We start from the raw sequence: 21,211 nt of genomic DNA, 5'->3' as shown, positions 1-21,211 counted from the left end.
AGCTATTTGCTTAACCCGTATCATTTCAATTCATCATATAACTTATTTAAAAGATCCTGTGAATCTTCGCCACTCATTATCTGGCCGTTCACTTTCGCATAGGGGGTTTTCTTACAAAGTTTACACTCACTCAAACATTCATATTCCTTATATTGAATCCTTGGATTCTCTAAGAACTTACCATAATCGGCAATTGTTTGTTCATTAAGGAAGCGGTCAAGATTATTTTGGCAAAATTCAATCTGGATTTTCGCCTTTTTTGAGAACACTTTGGATAACAAGTTTTTCATCATATCGCTTCTTTCATTATAAGAGTAAATATTTGTTATTTTGATTTTATCACTTCCTGAAATGAAATGCATGGTTGGTTCATCCGAATTCATTACAATTGGACTATCGTGAGGATATCAAGTAATTCCCTTGTATATATTGACACATGTCCAAGAAATGATAGAATAAGAATGGATGATAATGAATCTCATTATCACGAATGGAAGATCTTTGTAACTATTGCAACTTAATGAGTCCCATTTCAATAGGTGACTTAATGATAGTCTTTATTCAAATATATTTAATTAAAAATATTATCGCTGTATTAAAGTGAGATAGGAAGAGTAGGAAATGTAGATGAAGATAAGATATTTAGTCATGGCGTTAATTGTTTTATCATTTACGTCATTATTCATTGGTGTAAAAGATATTACCCCCCTGGATTTATTGAATCTAAGTGATGATAAAGTGCAAATCATGCTGCAAAGCCGTTTCCCTAGAATGGTGACCATAGTCATTGCCGGTATTGTGATGAGTATAAGCGGTCTGATCATGCAGCAATTGAGCCGCAATAAATTTGTGTCCCCGACGACTGCCGGTACCATGGACTCTGCAAGGCTGGGACTTCTTCTTGCCATTATCATTTTTCCATCGGCAGCACTTATTGAGAAAATGGCATTTGCTTTCATATTCGCTTTGGCAGGTACATTCTTGTTCATGAAAATTCTTGATCAAGTGAAATATAAGGATACGATCTTCATTCCATTGGTTGGTTTGATGTTTGGTAATATCGTAGGATCGATCTCGACTTTCTTTGCCTATAAATATGATTTGATTCAAAGCCTCAACACATGGATGAATGGTGATTTCTCGATGATCATGTCGGGAAGGTACGAACTTATATATCTGAGTATCCCGCTAGTCATTCTCGCATACTTCTTTGCCAATAAATTCACTGTGGCAGGGATGGGAGAGGAGTTTGCTATCAATCTAGGACTCAATTATAAGTTTATAGTCAATTTTGGATTGATCATCGTGGCATTATCCTCCACTGTCGTTTTGTTAACGGTGGGAACGATTCCTTTCATAGGATTGATCGTACCAAATATTGTATCCCTTTACCTTGGTGACAATTTGAAAAAGAGTCTTTCTCATACAGCATTGCTAGGGGCAGTCTTCCTATTGATCTGCGATATACTGGGCAGGATCCTTATATATCCATTTGAAATCCCGATCGGACTCGTGGTTGGTGTGATAGGAAGCGCCGTATTTATCTATCTGATACTGAGGAGAAAGGCATATGAATAATAAAAGTAGGATCATTGTATTGGCTGTTCTTGCAGCTGCTTTAACGGCAGGTTATATCTTTTGGGACCTTGGCCCGAATTGGGATTATGCACTGCCGAGAAGGGTCATAAAAATCGTCGCCATCATCGTGGTGGGTTGTGCAATTGCTTTTTCAACAGTGATTTTCCAGACGGTCACGAATAATAAAATCCTGACGCCAAGCATTTTAGGGTTGGACTCCATGTATATGCTGATTCAAACGGGAGTGATTTTCATCTTCGGTTCAACGCATATCATGATCATGAATAAAAATCTCAATTTCCTGATTACACTTGCGGCCATGCTCATTTTTGCAAGCCTGCTGTTCAAGTTCATGTTCAAGAAAAACCGCAATATTTACTTCCTATTGCTGATCGGTATCATCTTCGGAACCTTATTCGGCAGCATGTCTTCATTCATGCAGGTATTGATTGACCCGAATGAATTCCAAATCATTCAAAATAAAATGTTCGCCAGCTTCAATAATGTCAACACGGACCTGTTAACCTTAGCTATTGTCCTCATGATTGCGGCAATGATATATTTCATGAGATTTTTGAAGTATTTAGATGTCATGTCCCTAGGGAGGGACCAAGCCATAAACTTGGGTGTGGATTATGATTTTGTCACGAAGCGGGTTTTAATCGTCGTTACGGTTTTAATTTCCATTTCGACTGCCTTGATCGGTCCAATCACGTTCCTCGGATTGCTTGTTGCAAATGTGGCTTATCAATTCATTAAGTCCTATCAGCATAAACATATCCTCCCGGGTGCAATGCTGATCAGTGTGATTGCCTTGGTCGGCGGCCAATTCATTGTAGAGAGGATCTTTACGTTTTCCACGACCTTAAGTGTCATCATCAACTTTGTCGGCGGTGTCTATTTCATCTATCTTCTATTAAAGGAGAATAAATCATGGTAGAAGTGAAAAATTTATTCAAAAAATATAATAATAAAACGGTTGTCGAGGATGTTTCCATTGAAATAATGAAAGGGAAAATCACATCCTTCATCGGTCCCAATGGAGCGGGTAAAAGTACCGTCCTTTCGATGATCAGCCGTCTCATTACCCGGGATTCAGGAGAGGTCCTTATCGAGGGTAAGGATATGGGGAAATTCAATAGCAATGAACTTGCGAAAAAGATTGCCATCTTAAAGCAGGCTAACCACATCAATATCCGTTTAACGATTCGTGAACTCGTCGCCTTTGGCCGTTTTCCTTATTCACAAGGAAAGCTGACGAAAGAGGATTGGAAATACGTCGATGAAGCGATTGAATATATGGAACTTGCTGACATGCAGGATAAGTTTCTTGACCAGCTTAGCGGCGGGCAGCAACAGCGGGCCTTCATTGCCATGGTCATTGCTCAAAACACGGAGTATGTGCTTCTTGATGAACCGCTGAACAATCTTGATATGAAGCATTCCGTCCAAATCATGAAGGTATTGAGGAGATTGGCCGATGAATTGGGGAAAACGGTCATCATCGTCATTCATGACATTAATTTTGCATCCTGTTATTCCGACTATATCGTCGCATTGAAGGATGGCAAGGTTGTTCATAATGGACCTACCGAACAAGTCATCAATTCCAATGTATTAAAGGAAATTTATGATATGGATATTGAAATCCAAAGTATCAATGACAATAAGATCTGTGTGTACTTCACGTAAGACAATTCCATTCGGTTTTAAATTACTTCAGTATTCGTAGCCGTCCAGAAATCACCTCGTACGCTTCTTAGGCAGCTAAGAGTTGGCGGGCGCCCAAGACCTTAGCCGCCTCCTGTTCATCTGGCAGGGAAAGTGTTGAAGGTGAACTATGTGATGGTGAGGATTCAATATGTAATTTTAAATAAAAAATTTTTTGAGGTGACCATAATGATTAAGAAATTATCCTTGCTGCTTTTGGTTGCAATGCTGGCTGTAGTGGCTGCTGCTTGTGGACCAGATAAGGAAAAAGAAGAATCAAGCGCGAAAAAAGAAAGTGCTAAAAGCGAAGAAATTACAGTTAAGCATCAACTAGGCGAAACGAAAGTAAAAACAAACCCTGAAAAAGTAGTTGTATTCGATATGGGTGCTCTTGATACTCTTGATAAATTGAATGTGGAAGTGGCAGCTGTTCCTCATGATGGCCTTCCAAAATACCTTTCTAAATATAAAGGTACAACTGAAAATGCCGGCGGATTAAAAGAACCTGACTTCGAAAAAATCAACGAAATCGCTCCTGATTTAATCCTTATTTCTGGCCGTCAATCTGAAGCATATAAAGAATTAAGCAAAATTGCCCCTACTGTTTTTGTGGGTGTGGATACAACAAAGTATATGGAATCATTTGAAGAGAACGTAACACTTTTAGGTAAAATCTTCGATAAAGAAGACGAAGCAGCTAAAGAATTGGCAAGTGTTGAAGAAAACATTAACGCTTTGAAAGAAAAAGCTCCAACTGACAAAACTGGTTTAATCGTTCTTGCCAGCGGCGGAAAAGTAAGTGCTTACGGACCGGATTCAAGATTTGGAATCATCCATGATGTATTCGGAGTACCTGCAGTGGATGATAAATTGGAAGTATCGACACATGGTCAAAGTATTTCTTTCGAATATATTGCTGAAAAGAATCCTGACTACCTATTCGTTGTAGACAGGGATGCGGTTGCCGGTGATGGAGCTGCAGCAAAAGAAACGATTGAAAATGACATTGTAAAAAATACAAAGGCATTTAAAGAAGGTAACATCATTTATCTAGACCCTAACTACTGGTACTTATCAGGCGGCGGTTTAGAATCTGTTGACGCTATGGTTAAAGAAGTTTCAGAAGGCATTAAGTAATGTAAATATGATTTAAGATAATCCTGTCCTCGATCGAGGGGCAGGATTTTTTATTTTTTATAATAAAGCTGGATGAAACAAATATACTAACAAAGGGGAAGAAAAGAATTCCTGCAAAACACAGGTAAGCTTATAATAAGGCGCCCACAACCCAATTAAGGGGGAATGGGAAAGGACAAGGTCTATATTCCGCCTGTTGCCGCTGCTATGGCTTATATGGGCTGCAATCGTAAGAAATTTGACCCTTCAGCCAAAATGAAAAATTCAGTTTCTTCCTATTATATTGTCTTTTTGCATCCTTTCCGGTACAAGGAGGGATTTGAAATCGAAATTTATGTTAAATTTGGCAAATTGCATCTATTATGGATGATAAAAATAATATGATCTCCACTTCAAATTATCGGGGAGAATTCGGTGGATTAATATTTTTCAGGAAAAATTATTTGAAAAAAGCCGGAGGGGAATGATGTCGATACTTCGTGCAATCCATTTGTTATTTTATGGGATTTAAGGGTGGCTGGACGCTTATAATTAAAAGGTTAAACTTTTACAGGCACGGGGTATCAAAAGTGCGGATGAGAAAAGCATCCCTGTATCCGGCAGTCCATTTTAAACTGTCGAATTATCGGGAAAAAAATCCTTGGATATAAGCATAGCTTTCAATAATTGAAGGTTTATATCTTTACATATTTTGTAATGTGCTGGTTTTTTTATAAAGAGTCGTTTATAATGGTAAAAGCCTGAAGGACGTTAAAATATTTAGTGACTGCCATCCGCAGTCACACCAAAAAATTACGGTAATATTTATTGGATTAAGACGTGTAGTTCCTATATATTTGTTATAGGTGCGCTGAACATTCGAGACGGGCGAAACTCTGTTATTTTTTCAAAGGCTTGTTCATAAGCTAAAGAAGTGTTCTGGATAAGAGTTATGGATGTGACAAAAGGTGGTTTTCACAATCTTGACTATCCAAGTGAAAGAATGCTATTATAAGGTTTCCGATTTTCCGTCTTTTGTAAGTTTGTAAAAATTTATATAAATAAACCACTAGATTAATAGAGGTGAAAGCATGAATAATTTTCTTAAAAAAAGCCGGCATTTATTTGCAGATAACATACTAGGCTTTTTCTTTATTGCGGTAGTCTTGTTTTGGATAAAAACTTATATTGGATATCGAATTGAATTTAACTTAGGTCTTGAAAATGGCCTGCAACAGTTCTTACTGTTCATAAATCCGATCAGTTCAGCCATTTTGTTCTTTGGCTTGGCACTATTGGCTAGAGGCAAAAAATCGTTTAAATGGATCATCAGGTTGAACCTATTGATGTCCTTATGGTTATTCTTCAATATTGTATATTACCGGTCATTTACCGATTTCATTACATTGCCAACCTTGACGCAAGTGCAAAATGCCGGGGATTTGGGACCGAGTATTTTAGAATTATTTAAAGGCCATGATGTATTTTATTTCCTTGATACGATACTTTTGATCGTGTTGTACAGATTCAAAGACTTTAAAGCGGAAGACTTCAAAGTCAAACGCCGTACAGTTGGAATGGTTTACCTGGCTGGACTGGCGATTTTCGCCATCAATTTGGGACTTGCTGAAAAGGATCGCCCGCAATTGTTATCAAGAACATTCGACCGGAACTATATCGTCAAATACTTGGGCATGTTCAACTATACGGTTTATGATGCCGTTCAGAATACTAAAACATACGCCCAGCGTGCGACTGCAAACAGCACGGATATCGCCGAAGTCGTCAACTATACGAAGGCAACAAGCGCTGAGCCGAATCCTAAGTATTTTGGTGCAGCCAAAGGCAAGAATGTCATCTACCTGCATTTGGAATCGATGCAGAATTTCCTTATCGATTATAAGTTGAATGGGGAAGAAGTAACTCCATTTTTGAACTCACTTGCACATGATAAATCAGATTTCATGCACTTTGATAATTTCTTCCATCAAGTAGGCCAAGGGAAAACGGCGGATGCCGAATTCATGCTTGAAAATTCCCTGTTCGGCTTACCACAGGGGGCAGCATTCACAAACCGTTCCCAAAATACGTATCAAGCAGCACCAGCTATTTTAGGAGAACAAGGATACACATCCGCTGTGTTCCATGGTAATTACAAATCTTTCTGGAACCGGGATAATATGTATAAGTCTCTAGGTTTTAATCAGTTCTTCGATGCAAACCATTATAATATGGAAAATAAAGAGGAAGTACTAAGTTATGGATTAATGGATAAGCCGTTCTTTAAGGAATCGATTCCAATGTTAGAAACGCTTAAACAGCCTTTCTATACAAAATTCATAACGGTATCCCATCATTTCCCATATGCGATGGACCAGGAAAAAGCAACAATCGGTAAGCATACGACAGGCGATGCTTCCGTTGATAGTTACTTCCAAACTGCACGCTATGCCGATGAGGCGCTTAAAGAGTTTTTCGATTATCTGAAGGAATCCGGTCTATATGATAACTCGGTAATCGTTATGTATGGTGATCATTATGGTATTTCCGAAAACCATAAAGAAGCCATGTCAAAAGTGCTTGGCAAGGATGTTGGCGCATTTGAGAATGCCCAATTGCAACGTGTACCATTATTGATTCATGTTCCAGGTGTTGAAGGCGGGGAAATGCACCAATACGGTGGACAGATTGACCTTCTCCCGACTTTATTGCATCTGTTAGGAATTGAATCTAAGGATTATGTACAATTCGGTTCAGATTTATTGTCAAAAGATCATAATGAAGTGGTACCTTTCAGGAATGGTGATTTTGTAACACCGGATGTCACTTCCATTAAAGGGAAATACTACGATACTAAAACGGGAGAATTGGTCGAGGAAAATGATGCCATCCTCAATTATAAAACGAGAGCTGAAACGATGCTCAATTTATCCGACCAAGTAGTGAACGGCGACTTACTTCGTTTCTATACTCCAAACGGCTTTAAACCGATTGATCCAGCTGATTATGATTACACATATGATGAAGAAGGTTCTAAGGAAGAAAAGTCCGATAAATAAGGCTAATGAAAGAACAGGCAGGAAGCCATCGCTTCCTGCCTGTTTTTTTATGCGTCATCCTTTATTGGTCATCATGGCAATATACTTTCTGATTTCATCAGGCTTCCCTGCATATTTTTCAGCACGCTGATCGTCTTTCGTGATTTTATCCTTGGCTTTGACCAGGATTTCTTCACCCTTATCTTTGGGCACGACCACTACTCCATCTATGTCCCCTATGATGATGTCCCCTGGATATACGGTGACACCTCCACATGATATGGGCACATTGGTTTCGCCTACCCCTGCCTTGCCGCTTGAGGCAACCGTCGCCCCTTTGCTGAATACAGGGAAATTCAATTCTTTAATGGCTTCAAGGTCGCGAATGACCCCATCGACTACGAGGCCGCCTATTTCCATGGTCTGCATCATGCCGACAACAAAGTCTCCTGCTATTGCCCGGTATGTATCACCCTTGCTGTCAACGACAATTATATCCCCAGGCTTGGCTTCACCGATCGCTTTTAACACAGCAGAATTATCACCGACGGGAATCTGTACGGTCAAAGCTCGTCCGGCCAAACGAAATTCTTCCTTTAAGGGTTTTATTGCCGAATCAAGATTGCTTAACCCTTCCATTGCATCTGAAATCGCCGTGGTGGGCAAATTCCTGAACTGTTGAATAAGATTATCCATGACTATGATTCCTCCTTAAGAGTAAATGAATATAGCCTAATTATACACAAATTTCGTAATTTTCTAATAGTTTTCAGCTTGATAAAATGGTAAGTGTAGTGTAATTAACATCTGAAGGGGGAGGGAAGCTCAGCTGTCACAAGGGGGTTAAAGGCAAATTCCGTTTTAATCAATCGATTGATTAAACTTTATAGATCATAGCTATGAAGAGATTGAAATCCTGGATAGGAACAGTCCTAGCAATATTAATGGTCGGGCTTCCATGGCAGTTTGATCCGTACATGAGAACATTCTTCTGAAGCAAGGGTAGAATGCTGGTGCATATCCTCGGTTTTTTTCTGATCTGGATGGGGGTGTCAGCGAAGAAATCCATAACACAGCCAGTGTGCAGGGGATACTGGCAATCTTCAAAGCAGGAGCAGAATCAAGACAGATGTTGCCAATGTAAGCCAAAGGGGGCTGAAAACTTCTGGATGAATGATTAAAAAAATGATTCCTGCAATCGTGGCAGCCTGCTGTATGGTCATATGTCTAATGAAGTGGATTCCAGCTTTAAAACAGGCTTTAAGAAGAGGCATTTGATTCATTTTCATTCCTCCTTTTACTTTCAATAATATGACCAGGCATAAAAGAAAATACATGGGGATTCGTTTTCTGCTCAATTATTACGGGTATAGTAAAGGTAAAATAAAAGGAGGAATCTAGGTGATCATTGTATATATTAGTCTTGCCCTCTTTATCGGATCGATTATTTATTTAGCGTTTTTTGCTTTTAAAACATTTAAGGATTCCAAACCGACAATTGAAAATGTGACTCAAACCGTTACACGCATCCAGGCCAAAACGGACCAGATTAAATCGGAAACGGACCAACTCGCCATGACACAGCAGGAAATCACTGAAGATGTTGAATATAAAAAAGAGGCTGTCCAATATACGGTTGAGGCGGCTAAAGAAATACCTGAACCCTTTAAGAATATTTGGTTTTCAATAAAAGGTGACAAGTGGAAGCTTAGAAACAGAAGCGATGCATAAGTGTTTGACCGATCTGAAATGTACATGATATAGTATGGAAATACTATGTTTCTAGGGTTCCTCGGTTGAATGTTACCGGAATGGTCCAAGAGAAACGCGCAGGAATCTGCGTACACGGAGGGAAAAAAGCCCGGGAGGTTATGAAAGATGACCTCCCGGGCTTTTTCTGTAATTGGAGGGGAAAAAGATGGCTTGGATTCAATTGGTGATTGCAGGATTATTTGAAGTGGTATGGGCGACAAGTCTAAAGTATACCGAGGGTTTTACGAAATTATTACCTTCTATCATAACGATTGCTGGCATGGTTATTAGTTTTTATTTTTTGTCATCGGCGATAAAAACTCTGCCAATGGGAACAGCGTATGCAATCTGGACGGGAATAGGGGCTCTTGGGGCTGTTCTGGTAGGCATCATCGTTTTTAACGAGCCTAAGGATGCGATGCGATTGGTATTCGTCGGTTTTATTTTGGTTGGAATTATCGGCTTGAAGGTCACCTCTTCTGAATAATCTGCCCACTCCTCGCAAATAGTAATGTTAAATGATATTTGAGGAGTGAAGAATATGAACTATAAAGCGATAGTATCAAGTGCAATGATGGCTTTAGTGATTACAGGTTGTGCAACGAATGATAAAGAAGACGCCAGTGAAAATCTTGGCCTGAATCGTACTCATCAGGATAATTTGGATAATCCGATGAATGTAAGCGACACAAGGCAAAATGTCAATAATGACAATAATGATAATGGCGTAAACGGTATGAGGGTCTCCGAGGATATCTCAAATCGAGTCGAAGCTTTGAAGGAAGTAAGTAACGCAAAGGTCATCGTGACTGAAAATAATGCCTATGTAGGCGCAGTATTAAAAGACGGCGGAGATAAGGATATCTCGAATGACCTTAAAGAAAGGGTTGCTGATGCAGTAAGGGGAGCGGATCCATCTGTAGACCAAGTTTATGTGTCGGCAAATCCGGATTTTGTTCAAAGAATGGATAGGTATGCGAATGATATCGAGAATGGAAAACCTGTTGAAGGATTTGCTGAAGAGTTCCGTGAACTTGTAACACGGATCTTTCCAAGTTCAAGATAATTGGGAAATTAAGGAGTGGAGACTTATCCGGTGGATCCCGGATAGGTCTTTTCCTATTTTTAAGATATCTGTGGAACATGACTAACTTTAAATAGGGTGGTTACAATAATCGAATGAACGAAAAACTTTGTATGGGGGGTGGGATGGTGAGGCTATTTAAGGGCAAGAGGGAAATGGATTCAGGATCCTTTCAGGTTACTTCCAAGGATTTTCAGGAACTCCTTAAAAAGTTTAAAGCATCTGATGACTTCCTTACCTTCCAATTCCCGAATGATGATGGCTATATCATCTCCTACTTCAATTCACTGGTCAGTGTACAACAGCTCCATGAACAAGTATTGGCGGTCATGTCGAATCAGCCAAAGAAGGTCCTTAAGCAACTAAAAGGCGATATTCCGATGGAAGATATGAAATTGACGGCAGATTTAAAAGACATTCAAAAATTGGTTTTGGCAGGATCGATCATGATTCAATACAAGCAAGATGATGAAATGTGTTTGCTCATTCCGTGTGTTCACAGTGTGAAAAGGCAAATTTCCACACCTGAGTCAGAGTATACGGTCGTTGGATCCAAGGAGGCGTTTGTTGAATCGCTTGATTCGAATTTGAATCTGATCCGTAACAGGTTGCCCACTCCTGAATTGCAGTCCAAGGAATATAGGGTGGGGAGCATTTCGCAAACAAGGATAGCGGTACTCTACATAGATGGGGTGGTAAATCAACAGAACATCAAGACGGTCATACAGAGAATAGAAGATATAGAATATGATACAATCGTCGATATTTCGTTCGTAAGCCAGATGATCACGGATAATCGGAATTCGATGTTCCCGCAATTGATTGATACGGAGCGGCCTGATCATCTGGCCAGTGTATTATCGGAAGGGAAAATAGGGATCATGCTGGATGGATCTCCTCATGCATTGGTTGGTCCCAATACCATCATTTCATTCTTCTCGTCATTTGAAGATTATTTTCAAATTTGGAATCTCGGTACTTCATTCCGTTTGATTCGGCTTTTCGCCGTTCTGTTTTCCGTTTTGTCATCACCTTTGTATGTGGCCGTTTTAACCTATCATTATCAAGTGATCCCAACGGATTTGCTGCCAATCTTAATATCATCCAGGGGAGTGATCCCCTTTCCGCCGATCTTGGAAGCGATTGTGCTGGAAGGGACGATCGAATTGCTGAGGGAAGCGGCGGTCAGGCTGCCTGCTAAGGTTGGCTCCACCATCGGTATTGTTGGCGGTATAGTCATCGGTACAGCCGCTGTGGAAGCGGGATTTGTCAGTAATGTCTTGTTGATGCTTGTCGCTTTGGCTGCCTTGGCTTCATTTACGGTGCCGATTTACCAAATCAGCAATACGATTCGCCTTATCCGCTTTCCCTTTCTAATTGCTGCCCAGTTATACGGGCTGTTTGGAATAGCTTTATGCAGTGCATTCATTTTAAGTCATTTATTGAAATTGACTTCGCTTGGCAGTCCTTATTTAGACCCGCTGTACCCGTTAAGAATTCATGACTTTAAAGATAGTCTGATCCGCCTCCCTTTTTCAAAGCAGAAAAAACGCCCGCAGTTTCTGCGGACGGAAAATCCACTAAGGATAAGGAAAGAGGCGGAAAAACGAAACACCCGTAATGATATCGATGAATAAGGAAGTAGAAAGCGGTGAGAAGGTATGGAAGTCAACCCAAATGAAACAAAACAAATATCTCCATTTTTTGTTTTTTTCCTCATGCCTGGCATGCAGATTGGAGTAGGGATATTGGGGTTTGAACGGATCATAGCGAAAGAGGCTGGCCAAGACGCATGGATAGCGGTCCTGATATCAGGGTTGATCATAAATGTTCTGCTTTGGATGTGTTTCAAGCTTTTGGGCAGGGGCCCCCAAACTCTTGATTTGGTTGCCATCCACAAGGATTTGTTTGGTAAATGGGTGGGGAATGCTTTCAATATTTTATTCATCTTCTACTTTATCATGATTTCCATCATTCTTATCAGGACTTATTTAGAAGTCATTCAGGTTTGGATGTTCCCTGGTGTCAATGTCCTGATGCTGATAACCATCATTCTTATTCTCGTGTATAACTTTGTGGAGGGAGGTTTCAGGGGCATTACCGGTTTTTGCATAATCGGCCTTATAATCGCATCGCCATTATTCCTCTTGAATTATTTCCCTTTGAAGTACGCCCACTTTGAAAATTTGGGTCCTTTGCTTGACCATTCCTTTTTGGAAATCATGAAGGCCTGTAAGAAAATGACCCTGAATTACCTTGGTTTTGAATTAATCCTCATTTATTATCCTTTCATTAAAAATCGTGAGAAATCTCAAAAGTGGGCCCACTTAGGGGCGTTGTTCACTATGGTGATATATGTAGTATCCATACTTGTTTCATTAGCCTACTATCATCAAGATCAGCTGAAAGATGTAATCTGGGCAACTTTGACGTTATGGAAAATTGTAGACCTTCCATTCATTGAAAGGTTCGAATACATAGGGATTTCCGTTTGGCTGTTCATGGTGCTGCCGAATGTTTGCCTAGGGGTTTGGGCAGCAAGCAGGACAGCGAAAAGAGTATTCGGATTTAGACAAAAAAAGATGATGGTTCTCATTCTGATCATCATCTTGGTTTTCTGCATTTTTTTGGATAACCGCTATAGGATCGATAAGTTTAACACGATCAGTTCGCAAATTGGTTTTTATATCGTTTATTTGTATCTTCCTCTCTTATTCATATGGCAGTCGATCGTCTATAAAGTCAGGGGGCATAAATCATGAAAATCAAACTTCTCTTGATAACATTAGCGAGCTTTTTGATGGCGGCGTGCGGCGTGGAAAAGCAAATATTAGAAGATATATTAATTGCTGAAGTCGTAGGTTATGATGATGCCGGAGACAAGAAAATCAAAGGCACGGTCGTGGTCAGCGTTCCCCAGCCTGGAGAGGAAGCAGATCTGGGTAAAGAAGTATATGAAGCGGACTCCCATGATATAAAGGCGGCCCGCCAGCAGGAAAATGCAAAAACACCATACCCGATTGTCGGTGGGAGACTGACAGTCACTCTATATGGTGAGGAATTGGCAAGTAAGGGATTGAATGATTATGTCGATACATATAGGCGTGACCCAATGGTGGGAAGGGATTTGTATTTAGCGGTCGTTCATGGCAAAGCGGAGGATGTAGTTAAAATGGAGCCGAAGTTGATTAAAACTCCAGGGGTTCAAGTGAAGGAGCTGATCGAACAGAATATAAGGACCAATTTGCCTGATGTAGACCTTCACAGGTATTTATATGCGTGTCATGGTAATGGGATCGATCCGGTCTTGCCCTTATTGGAAACTACAGGAGATCAAATACGGGTAAGGGGAATCGCCTTGTTTAAAAAGGATCGTTATATTGGTAAATATATACCTTATGAAGAAGGCTTCTTATATAAGGTCCTTAGTGAAAATTTTAAGCTGGGGAGTTATGAAATTCAATGGAAGGAAAATGACTTTACCGATATCAATAACGTGGAGTCACGTGTCCATTATCATATTTCGAATGCCAATCAAGACCCTAAGGTCAGGATTGAAGTGAAAATGAAAGCGAGTCTGCTAGAGGTCCAAGGCTATGACTTGGGCAAAGAGGTTGACCTGAATAAAATAGAGGCCAGGGCCGAGCGGGTCATTGGTAAAAAGTTAAATGAGATGGTAACCATGTTTCAGGAGAACCATATAGATCCGCTTGCACTTGGTGATCATGCTAAAAGTAAAACAAGAAATTTTGATCAAAAGCATTGGGAGGAGACATATCCCGATATTCCAATCGAGGTCGATCTGGATATTGAAATGATTCAAACGGGAATAGCTGAATAAAAGTAGAATATTCTGGAGTTCCCCCCTTTATAATAGGGTATTGGTGTAAGGATTGTGTCAATGCGGCTAAAAAGGGGGAAAAGCATGGACAAAGCATGGTGGAAAGAGGCAGTTGTGTATCAAGTGTATCCAAGGAGTTTTATGGATAGTGATGGCGATGGTATTGGTGATATAAACGGGATTTTGATGAAGCTCGATTATTTACAAGAGCTGGGTGTGAACGTGATATGGCTATCCCCAGTTTATCAATCTCCCAATGATGACAATGGGTACGATATCAGTGATTATAAAGCAATCATGACTGAATTCGGGACCATGGCTGATTTCGATAGGTTGTTGAAGGCCGTTCATGAACGTGGAATGAAGATCATGATGGACCTCGTTGTCAATCATTCTTCAGATGAACATCCATGGTTCGAGGAATCCCGATCCTCAAAAGATAATCCGAAACGTGATTATTATATTTGGAAACCTGGCAGGAATGGAAAAGAGCCAAATAATTGGGAGTCGATTTTTAAAGGTTCAGCATGGGAATATGATGAAAGAACCGATGAATATTATTTACATTTATTCAGCAGGAAACAACCGGATTTAAACTGGGAGAATCCTAAGCTCCGTGAAGAAATCTACAGCATCATGACTTGGTGGCTGGATAAGGGTGTCGATGGCTTCCGGATGGATGTCATCAACTTCCTTTCAAAAGATCAAAGCTATTCAGATGGAGCCATTCAGCATGAAAAGCAGTATGGTGATGGAAGCCCCTTTTTCCTGAATGGCCCGCGCATACATGAGTTTTTGCAGGAAATCAATCAACGGGCCCTTTCTGGACATGACGTGATTACGGTTGGGGAGATGCCAGGCGTCACGCCGGAGGAAGCGCAGTTGTTCACAGGTAAAGATCGTGGTGAGCTACATATGGTCTTTCAATTCGAACATATGGATTTGGGGAAGGGACCAGAAGGGAAATGGAGTAACGATAAATGGAAGCTAACCGATTTAAAGCGAATTCTCTCTAAGTGGCAGACTGGTTTGGAGAGGGATGGCTGGAACAGTTTATACTGGAACAACCATGATCAGCCCCGGGTTGTCTCGAGGTTTGGTAATGATGGAAAGTATCGTATTGAAAGCGCAAAGATGCTTGCCGCTTGTCTTCATATGCTGCAAGGTACACCTTATATATATCAAGGGGAAGAGCTGGGCATGACCAATGTTGCATTTGAAAGCATCGATGAATACAGGGATATCGAAACATTGAATTCATATGACGAACTCGTCCATTCACATGGCTGGTCAAAAGAGCGGATGATGTCAGCCATCCACGCCCGCAGCCGGGATAATGCGAGGACACCGATTCAGTGGAATGACTCCCGGAACGCAGGATTCACGAACGGGACCCCTTGGATTAAGGTTAATCCCAATTTTCCCGAGATTAATGCAGAAAAGGCTTATAATGATCCGAATTCCATTTTTCATTTTTATAAAAAGCTTATCCAACTGCGCAAGGAACATGATATCGTCGTTTATGGCCGTTTTGAACTGCTGTTGCCGGATGATGAACGAATATTTGCCTACACGAGATCGTTTGAGGAAGAGAAGTTATTGGTGCTATGCAACTTTAAAGAAGAGCAGGCCGCTTATACTTTGCCTGAAGAGCTGCATGCATATTCTGCCATAAAGCTGATCGGCAATTATGGTCAGGAGGAAGAAGGAATCTCCAGCAAACCCCTGCAACCATATGAATGCCGTGTTTATCATTTGAAATGAAAAAAGGACCTGTCCTTCTCCGGTTAGGGAAGAACAGGTCCTTTGCGTATTATTTTGATTTAAGGTCACATTCCTCTAGCGGAATGATTTTCGTTTTATGCTTAATTTTATAGCCGAACCATAGGACGAAAAATAGAATCAAGCCAATGTAGGAAACGAACATTGAATTCCAGTCGATCCCATCGCTGCTGAAAGCCTGATAGCCTTGTCCGATGATAATGATAATACAAAGGACAAGCGCGAATATAGGTCCGAATGGGAAGCCTTTTGCCCGGAATGGTAAAGCATTCATATCAAGGCCTTGAGCTGCATAAGCTTTGCGGAATCGATAATGGGCAATTGCAATCCCTACCCAGGTGACGAATCCTGCCATGCCTGAAGCATTCAATAACCAGATATAAACGACGCCGTCCCCGAAAAATGAAGCTAAGAATGCAACACAGCCAACTAAGGAAGTCACGATAAGTGCATTCACGGGCACTCCTCTTTTATCCAACTTGCCTAGGAATTTCGGTGCTTTCCCATCACGTGCCAAGTCCCATAGCATACGGGTTGAAGCGTACATGCCAGAGTTACCGGCAGAGAGTACGGATGATAAAATGATCGCGTTCATGATGGATGCAGCAAATGCAAGGCCGGCCCGTTTAAATACAAGCGTGAATGGACTTACGGCAACATCTTGACTCAATAAACGTGAATCCGTAAAAGGAATGATCATTCCAATAACGAAAATTGCAAGGATATAGAACAAGAGGATGCGCCAGAAAACGGATCTGATTGCTTTAGGGATATTTTTTTCTGGATCTTCACTTTCACCAGCAGTCACTCCAAGCAATTCCGTACCTTGGAATGAAAAGCCGGCAGCCATGAATACGCCTAGAATCGTGAAGAACCCTCCGTTAAAGGGACCTTCGCCCATTGTGAAATTGGAAAAACCGATTGGGTCATTCCCACCCATGATTCCGAGAATGATCAGAACACCCGTAATCAAGAAAATGACGACTGTCACGACCTTGATCATGGCAAACCAGAATTCTGTTTCCCCGAAACCTTTAACGGACATGTAATTGATAAGAAACATAGTGATTAACGCAATGGCACTCCAGATAAATGAAGGGCTATCAGGGAACCAGAACTTCATAATTAAGACAACGGCTGCCAATTCGGCGGCAATGGTGATTGCCCAGTTATACCAGTAGTTCCAACCAATCGCAAAACCGAAGGACGGATCGACGAATTTGGATGCATAGACACGGAACGAACCGGCCACTGGCATGAACGCTGCCATTTCTGCAAGACTTGTCATTAAGTAATAAACCATGATGCCGATGACCGCGTATGCCACCAAGGCACCGCCGGGACCGGCTGAATGAATGGCCCCGCCACTTGCTAAAAATAAACCTGTTCCAATCGTTCCACCTAATGAAATCATCATTAAATGACGCGCTTTCAGGCTCCTTTTCAGTTCAGTAGGGCTTGTTGGTGATTGTGAATTTGACAATTGATGTTACACTCCTTTTTATTGGAAGGGAACGAAAAATAAAAAAACAGCAGTCGAAAAAGATCGACGGCTGTTTATAATAAACCCGTTTATCCTTCCGAAGATAGCTCCCCACGCTTTTTTGAAAAAACGTGACAGTGGTGTTCCTATTCGGTAACACCGCCAGCGAGAATATACATGGAATATACCCTAACTTCGGCAACTTATCCTTTCAAACGGAGTCTTTAATTTTCCAGAATCTCGTCCGTTTTACTTTTATAAGCTGCAGCCTCTAACTCATCGGTAAATGAGGAAGTATTCAATTTTCTAAAATCGTTGGCGTCAGCTTGTAGGTGACGTCGTACGACTGTACTCATGAAATTCATGCAATCGCTAATAGATTGCTAGTAATTGAGTAAACTTTACTATATCAAAATTATAAAATAACTTCTGGGATATCGCAATGATTATTTTATGTGGTTATTTTTTCCTAGTTAATGAATGATGGCAGTAAGGAGGAATCAAGTGACGATGTACTAAAATATAGCACATCCTGATAACTAAACGGTTTTCCTTTTTATTAGGGCATAGTCCAGTTTTACATGTTTGACCTCTTCAGGATTCTCAAAGAGATCTACTGCCATTTTCCCGATCCATTCCAGCGGTAAGGAAATGGTCGTGATATCGAGCATTTCGCCAAGGCTATCATTATTGAAGCCGAGAATGGCCACATCTTCCGGTACCCTTATACCCAATTTCTTAGCGGTAAGAATGAAGCCCGCCGCCGTGTCATCATTCGTGATGATGATGGCTTCAGGTTTATCCATCATCGAATTCCATTCCTGAAACAATTGTTCACCGTCCTTAATGTGATAACTGCCTTCAAACAGCCATTCTTTATTGTTTATCAGTTGATGTTTACTCATGATATCGTTAAAGGCCTTTGTACGATGGGAACTGTTTCTGCTCTTTTTACGGCCGAGGCTGTATCCGATTTTCTTATATCCTTTAGCAATCACGTACTCAAGGGCACAGGAGAAAGCTGCATAATGATCAATGCTGATGGATGAGAATTCAGCCTGGGCGGTATCTTCACATAAAATAATCGGTCCGTATTTTTGATAATCCAAGAGGATTTTCATTTCCGAAATCCTTGAACAAACGATAATGCCATCGAGCTGCTTCATTTGCAGCATATTAAAAGCCTGGATCTCTTTCTCCCTGTCATAATTTGTTTGAAAGATGACGATATGACAGCCAATTGCATTTGCCTGTTTTGTGATTCCGTTAACGATTGCCCCGTAATATGGGTGATTGTTGAAGGGGATGATGACGCCGATAAGGTTGGTTTTCCCTTTTGAAAGATGGATGGCATTGATGTTTCTCGTATAATTCAAACGATTGATCGCTTCTAGGACGCTCTTTCTTTTATCGGGGCTTACATAAGGATGATCATTCAATACACGAGACACTGTTGAGACAGATACACCAGCACATTGAGCTATTTCTTTAATATTTGTCATGGTATCACCGTTTTTCTTTTTTTATATTGTACAGTATGAAACCCATTTCAGGGCAAGGGAACAGTGGGGACTGCTGAAGATTTCTGCAAATAGGGTCTTGTTATGGTATTGGTTTCATCCTTTAAGATTGGTCTAAGTCTTAGAGGAGGAGGAAAACATGATGTTCCAAACTTTAATCACCCTGTTTTTGCTTTGCGGAATCGAATTGGGATTTGCGTACTTGGCCATTTCCTTGAAACAGGAGAAATGAGTGGCAATGCCCGTCAAGAAGTCCGCGGCTTTATGCGTGGAAACCGCGTTTACTCGTGAATTTCACGTCGTTCAGAAATAGCTCCCCCTAGTTATGTTCACCAGTAAAACTCCACAATATAAATATAATTTCATCATACGGAATGACTGACTGTCAGAAGCTGCCTAGTGGAGCCTCCTGACAGTTTTTGCTGTGTGTAAAAGTCATTCGCCTTTTTGAAATGTTTAAAAATAGTTGCACTTTTTTTGTATATTTGTGTATAGTATAAAATAAGTTGTGTAGAGGAAACTTTTTAGCGTTTGCGACAATGAAAAAAATTTACACTTAATTTTGCACATGGCAAACTATTTTAGAAAGATGAAAAAGGGAGGGAATATGGATGGGTTTTCTTAAATCTATTGGAGGCGTGATTGCTGCATTGCTGGTTTTAACGGGGTGCGGCAATGATACGGCCGAAAGCGATAATGGCAATGGCAAGCTGGATGTCGTTACAACAACGGGAATGATTGGGGATTTGGTTGAGAATATCGGCGGTAAACATGTCGAGGTCACAAGTTTAATGGGACCGGGAGTCGACCCCCATCTATATAAAGCGACGCAGGGTGATGTGAAGACATTGGATTCGGCTGATATGATTTTTTATAACGGATTGCATCTTGAGGGGAAAATGACGGATATATTTGAAATGATGAGCAAGGATAAACCGACGATTGCCGTAACGGAAGACTTCAAGGAGAACCAACTTCGCAAAGTGGGTGCAAAGGAGCATGATCCCCACGTATGGTTTGATGTAAAGCTTTGGATCGTTGCGGCGGAGGCAGTTAAGAAAGAATTGATTGCCAAGGACCCGGACCATGAAGCGGAGTATCGTGAAAATTATGAGGAGTACGTTCTGCAATTGGAGGAACTTGATAAATATGTCCATGAGGAAATCAATAAAGTGCCAGAAGACCAACGGGTGCTCGTTACGGCACATGATGCTTTTGGGTACTACGGGCAGTCATATGGCCTGGACGTAAGAGGGCTCCAAGGGATCAATACATTATCGGAATATGGATCGAAAGATGTGACGGATATGCGGAACTATCTTGTGGAGAACAAAATAAAAGCGATTTTCATTGAGTCAAGCGTACCGAGGAAGGCCATCGAGGCTGTCATTCAAGGAGCAGGTAAGCAGGGGCACAAGGTGAAAATCGGCGGTGAATTGTTCTCGGATGCCATGGGTGAAAAAGGGACGGAAGAAGGAACATATATCGGAATGGTCCGTCATAATACGGACACCATCGTCCGTGCTTTGAAATAAGGGGGAGAAACTATGAATCTAACAGCTTTGAAGGTCGAGAATTTAACGATTGCTTATCATAAGAAGCCGGTTGTCGAAGATGTCTCATTTGAGGTGCCGGAAGGAAATTTAATCGGTATCATTGGCCCCAATGGAGCAGGGAAGTCCACATTGATAAAGGGGATACTCGAATTGATCCCGAAAATATCGGGGCAAATCACTATCAAGGGCTCTACTTATAAATCGATGAGGAAGAGTATCGGCTATGTACCACAGCGGGAGTCAGTGGATTGGGATTTTCCGACCAACGCACTTGATGTCGTGATGATGGGCAGATATGGTCATCTCGGATGGCTGAGGCGACCAGGCAAGTCCGAAAGGCAGAAGGGGATGGAGTGCCTGGAGAAGGTGGGGATGGCTGAATACGCAAACCGCCAGATCAGCCAGCTATCAGGCGGACAGCAGCAACGGATATTCCTGGCCCGGGCATTGGCACAGGAAGCGGATATTTATTTTATGGATGAACCGTTCGTAGGGGTGGATGCCGCAACAGAGAAAGCGATCATACAATTGCTGATGGAATTGAAGGAAAAAGGCAAAACCGTTCTGGTTGTGCACCATGACCTATCCACCGTGAAGGAATATTTCGACTGGACGATGTTATTGAATAAGAAGGTGATGAAAATAGGTCCGACAGAAGAAGTGTTCATTCCCGAATACCTACAGGCAACATATGGAGGCCGCCTAGCGATACTATCAGACACAAAGTCCGGCCTTTTATTAAAATGAGGTG

At 41.1% G+C, this 21,211-nt stretch carries 19 protein-coding genes and 2 riboswitches; of the genes, 14 read left to right on the top strand and 5 right to left on the bottom strand.

The window, feature by feature from the left end; all coding sequences use genetic code 11:
• Positions 1 to 20 precede the first annotated feature (20 nt).
• Positions 21 to 362: a DUF1450 domain-containing protein gene (locus tag ACJ9PY_RS25025; protein WP_231892147.1), complete on the bottom strand. Its 342-nt coding sequence runs from the start codon at positions 360 to 362 to the stop codon at positions 21 to 23.
• A 265-nt stretch (positions 363 to 627) separates the two neighbouring features.
• Between ACJ9PY_RS25025 and ACJ9PY_RS25020 the strand changes: the two genes are divergently transcribed.
• From ACJ9PY_RS25020 to ACJ9PY_RS25000, 5 genes are all read left to right on the top strand, one after another.
• Complete coding sequence (locus tag ACJ9PY_RS25020; RefSeq protein WP_053536781.1) at positions 628 to 1,578, top strand: ABC transporter permease; 951 nt, start codon at positions 628 to 630, stop codon at positions 1,576 to 1,578.
• On the top strand, positions 1,571 to 2,518 hold the full coding sequence (locus tag ACJ9PY_RS25015; protein WP_034310068.1) for an iron chelate uptake ABC transporter family permease subunit: 948 nt from the start codon (positions 1,571 to 1,573) through the stop codon (positions 2,516 to 2,518). Before ACJ9PY_RS25020 ends, ACJ9PY_RS25015 begins: the two co-directional genes overlap by 8 nt.
• Positions 2,512 to 3,270 carry an ABC transporter ATP-binding protein gene (locus ACJ9PY_RS25010; protein WP_034310071.1) on the top strand — a complete coding sequence of 253 codons (759 nt, stop codon included), beginning with the start codon at positions 2,512 to 2,514 and terminating at the stop codon, positions 3,268 to 3,270. Before ACJ9PY_RS25015 ends, ACJ9PY_RS25010 begins: the two co-directional genes overlap by 7 nt.
• 210 nt (positions 3,271 to 3,480) lie before the next feature.
• Positions 3,481 to 4,425: a siderophore ABC transporter substrate-binding protein gene (locus tag ACJ9PY_RS25005; RefSeq protein WP_411740332.1), complete on the top strand. Its 945-nt coding sequence runs from the start codon at positions 3,481 to 3,483 to the stop codon at positions 4,423 to 4,425.
• Between the two features lie 1,070 nt (positions 4,426 to 5,495).
• Positions 5,496 to 7,463, top strand: a complete 1,968-nt coding sequence (locus ACJ9PY_RS25000) for an LTA synthase family protein (RefSeq protein WP_106027052.1) — start codon at positions 5,496 to 5,498, stop codon at positions 7,461 to 7,463.
• 54 nt (positions 7,464 to 7,517) lie between these two features.
• Here ACJ9PY_RS25000 and ACJ9PY_RS24995 read toward each other — a convergent pair whose 3' ends face one another.
• Together ACJ9PY_RS24995 and ACJ9PY_RS24990 are read right to left on the bottom strand one after the other, a co-directional pair.
• Positions 7,518 to 8,138, bottom strand: a complete 621-nt coding sequence (locus ACJ9PY_RS24995; protein ID WP_411739221.1) for an RraA family protein — start codon at positions 8,136 to 8,138, stop codon at positions 7,518 to 7,520.
• Between the two features lie 407 nt (positions 8,139 to 8,545).
• A complete protein-coding gene (locus ACJ9PY_RS24990) occupies positions 8,546 to 8,725 on the bottom strand; it encodes a hypothetical protein (RefSeq protein WP_034310080.1) in 180 nt (59 codons plus the stop codon).
• A gap of 118 nt (positions 8,726 to 8,843) precedes the next feature.
• On the opposite strand from ACJ9PY_RS24990, the gene ACJ9PY_RS24985 reads away from it, so the two are divergent.
• The 7 genes from ACJ9PY_RS24985 to ACJ9PY_RS24955 all read left to right on the top strand — a co-directional run bounded on the left by ACJ9PY_RS24985 (position 8,844) and on the right by ACJ9PY_RS24955 (position 15,883).
• Entirely contained in the window at positions 8,844 to 9,173 is a 330-nt protein-coding gene (locus ACJ9PY_RS24985; protein ID WP_063574734.1) for a DUF948 domain-containing protein, read from the top strand.
• A 40-nt stretch (positions 9,174 to 9,213) separates the two neighbouring features.
• Positions 9,214 to 9,312, top strand: a riboswitch (guanidine-I (ykkC/yxkD leader).
• Between the two features lie 48 nt (positions 9,313 to 9,360).
• Positions 9,361 to 9,681, top strand: coding sequence for a quaternary ammonium compound efflux SMR transporter SugE (gene sugE, locus ACJ9PY_RS24980; protein ID WP_063595816.1), 321 nt, complete (start codon positions 9,361 to 9,363; stop codon positions 9,679 to 9,681).
• Positions 9,682 to 9,735: 54 nt separating this feature from the next.
• Positions 9,736 to 10,260, top strand: coding sequence for a YhcN/YlaJ family sporulation lipoprotein (locus tag ACJ9PY_RS24975; RefSeq protein ID WP_411739220.1), 525 nt, complete (start codon positions 9,736 to 9,738; stop codon positions 10,258 to 10,260).
• 143 nt (positions 10,261 to 10,403) lie between these two features.
• Positions 10,404 to 11,915: a spore germination protein gene (locus ACJ9PY_RS24970; RefSeq protein WP_411739219.1), complete on the top strand. Its 1,512-nt coding sequence runs from the start codon at positions 10,404 to 10,406 to the stop codon at positions 11,913 to 11,915.
• A 24-nt stretch (positions 11,916 to 11,939) separates the two neighbouring features.
• Positions 11,940 to 13,040, top strand: coding sequence for a GerAB/ArcD/ProY family transporter (locus ACJ9PY_RS24965; RefSeq protein ID WP_411739218.1), 1,101 nt, complete (start codon positions 11,940 to 11,942; stop codon positions 13,038 to 13,040).
• The gene (locus ACJ9PY_RS24960) at positions 13,037 to 14,119 is read left to right on the top strand and encodes a Ger(x)C family spore germination protein (protein ID WP_411739217.1); all 1,083 of its coding nucleotides are present in this window, start codon (positions 13,037 to 13,039) and stop codon (positions 14,117 to 14,119) included. The genes ACJ9PY_RS24965 and ACJ9PY_RS24960 overlap by 4 nt, the downstream gene beginning before the upstream one ends.
• Positions 14,120 to 14,203: 84 nt before the next feature.
• On the top strand, positions 14,204 to 15,883 hold the full coding sequence (locus tag ACJ9PY_RS24955; RefSeq protein WP_411739216.1) for a glycoside hydrolase family 13 protein: 1,680 nt from the start codon (positions 14,204 to 14,206) through the stop codon (positions 15,881 to 15,883).
• 49 nt (positions 15,884 to 15,932) lie between these two features.
• On the opposite strand, the gene ACJ9PY_RS24950 is transcribed toward ACJ9PY_RS24955, so the two are convergent.
• Both ACJ9PY_RS24950 and ACJ9PY_RS24945 read right to left on the bottom strand, forming a co-directional pair.
• A complete protein-coding gene (locus ACJ9PY_RS24950; protein ID WP_411739215.1) occupies positions 15,933 to 17,384 on the bottom strand; it encodes an amino acid permease in 1,452 nt (483 codons plus the stop codon).
• A gap of 96 nt (positions 17,385 to 17,480) precedes the next feature.
• Positions 17,481 to 17,666, bottom strand: a riboswitch (Lysine riboswitch).
• A gap of 257 nt (positions 17,667 to 17,923) precedes the next feature.
• Complete coding sequence (locus tag ACJ9PY_RS24945; protein WP_063574740.1) at positions 17,924 to 18,886, bottom strand: LacI family DNA-binding transcriptional regulator; 963 nt, start codon at positions 18,884 to 18,886, stop codon at positions 17,924 to 17,926.
• Between the two features lie 629 nt (positions 18,887 to 19,515).
• Here ACJ9PY_RS24945 and ACJ9PY_RS24940 point away from each other — a divergent pair.
• Together ACJ9PY_RS24940 and ACJ9PY_RS24935 are read left to right on the top strand one after the other, a co-directional pair.
• On the top strand, positions 19,516 to 20,439 hold the full coding sequence (locus ACJ9PY_RS24940) for a metal ABC transporter solute-binding protein, Zn/Mn family (RefSeq protein ID WP_098864814.1): 924 nt from the start codon (positions 19,516 to 19,518) through the stop codon (positions 20,437 to 20,439).
• Positions 20,440 to 20,451: 12 nt separating this feature from the next.
• Positions 20,452 to 21,207, top strand: a complete 756-nt coding sequence (locus ACJ9PY_RS24935; protein WP_336058423.1) for a metal ABC transporter ATP-binding protein — start codon at positions 20,452 to 20,454, stop codon at positions 21,205 to 21,207.
• Positions 21,208 to 21,211 lie beyond the last annotated feature (4 nt).

Source organism: Peribacillus sp. S4 (assembly GCF_046715815.1).
In the GTDB taxonomy this organism is placed as follows: domain Bacteria; phylum Bacillota; class Bacilli; order Bacillales; family DSM-1321; genus Peribacillus; species Peribacillus frigoritolerans.
The sequence above is the reverse complement of the archived record's forward strand: the minus strand, read 5'-3'. Positions and strand labels throughout refer to the sequence as shown.

Bases quoted from the DNA above. Each gene is read 5' to 3' on its own strand.
- ACJ9PY_RS24935 (WP_336058423.1), top strand. From the start codon at position 20,452: ATGAATCTAACAGCTTTGAAGGTCGAGAATTTAACGATTGCTTATCAT.
- ACJ9PY_RS24940 (WP_098864814.1), top strand. From the start codon at position 19,516: ATGGGTTTTCTTAAATCTATTGGAGGCGTGATTGCTGCATTGCTGGTT.
- ACJ9PY_RS25015 (WP_034310068.1), top strand. From the start codon at position 1,571: ATGAATAATAAAAGTAGGATCATTGTATTGGCTGTTCTTGCAGCTGCT.
- ACJ9PY_RS25010 (WP_034310071.1), top strand. From the start codon at position 2,512: ATGGTAGAAGTGAAAAATTTATTCAAAAAATATAATAATAAAACGGTT.
- ACJ9PY_RS24970 (WP_411739219.1), top strand. From the start codon at position 10,404: ATGGTGAGGCTATTTAAGGGCAAGAGGGAAATGGATTCAGGATCCTTT.
- ACJ9PY_RS24960 (WP_411739217.1), top strand. From the start codon at position 13,037: ATGAAAATCAAACTTCTCTTGATAACATTAGCGAGCTTTTTGATGGCG.
- sugE (WP_063595816.1), top strand. From the start codon at position 9,361: ATGGCTTGGATTCAATTGGTGATTGCAGGATTATTTGAAGTGGTATGG.
- ACJ9PY_RS24995 (WP_411739221.1), bottom strand. From the start codon at position 8,138: ATGGATAATCTTATTCAACAGTTCAGGAATTTGCCCACCACGGCGATT.
- ACJ9PY_RS24945 (WP_063574740.1), bottom strand. From the start codon at position 18,886: ATGACAAATATTAAAGAAATAGCTCAATGTGCTGGTGTATCTGTCTCA.
- ACJ9PY_RS24990 (WP_034310080.1), bottom strand. From the start codon at position 8,725: ATGAATCAAATGCCTCTTCTTAAAGCCTGTTTTAAAGCTGGAATCCAC.
- ACJ9PY_RS25020 (WP_053536781.1), top strand. From the start codon at position 628: ATGAAGATAAGATATTTAGTCATGGCGTTAATTGTTTTATCATTTACG.
- ACJ9PY_RS25000 (WP_106027052.1), top strand. From the start codon at position 5,496: ATGAATAATTTTCTTAAAAAAAGCCGGCATTTATTTGCAGATAACATA.
- ACJ9PY_RS24975 (WP_411739220.1), top strand. From the start codon at position 9,736: ATGAACTATAAAGCGATAGTATCAAGTGCAATGATGGCTTTAGTGATT.
- ACJ9PY_RS24955 (WP_411739216.1), top strand. From the start codon at position 14,204: ATGGACAAAGCATGGTGGAAAGAGGCAGTTGTGTATCAAGTGTATCCA.
- ACJ9PY_RS25025 (WP_231892147.1), bottom strand. From the start codon at position 362: ATGCATTTCATTTCAGGAAGTGATAAAATCAAAATAACAAATATTTAC.
- ACJ9PY_RS24965 (WP_411739218.1), top strand. From the start codon at position 11,940: ATGGAAGTCAACCCAAATGAAACAAAACAAATATCTCCATTTTTTGTT.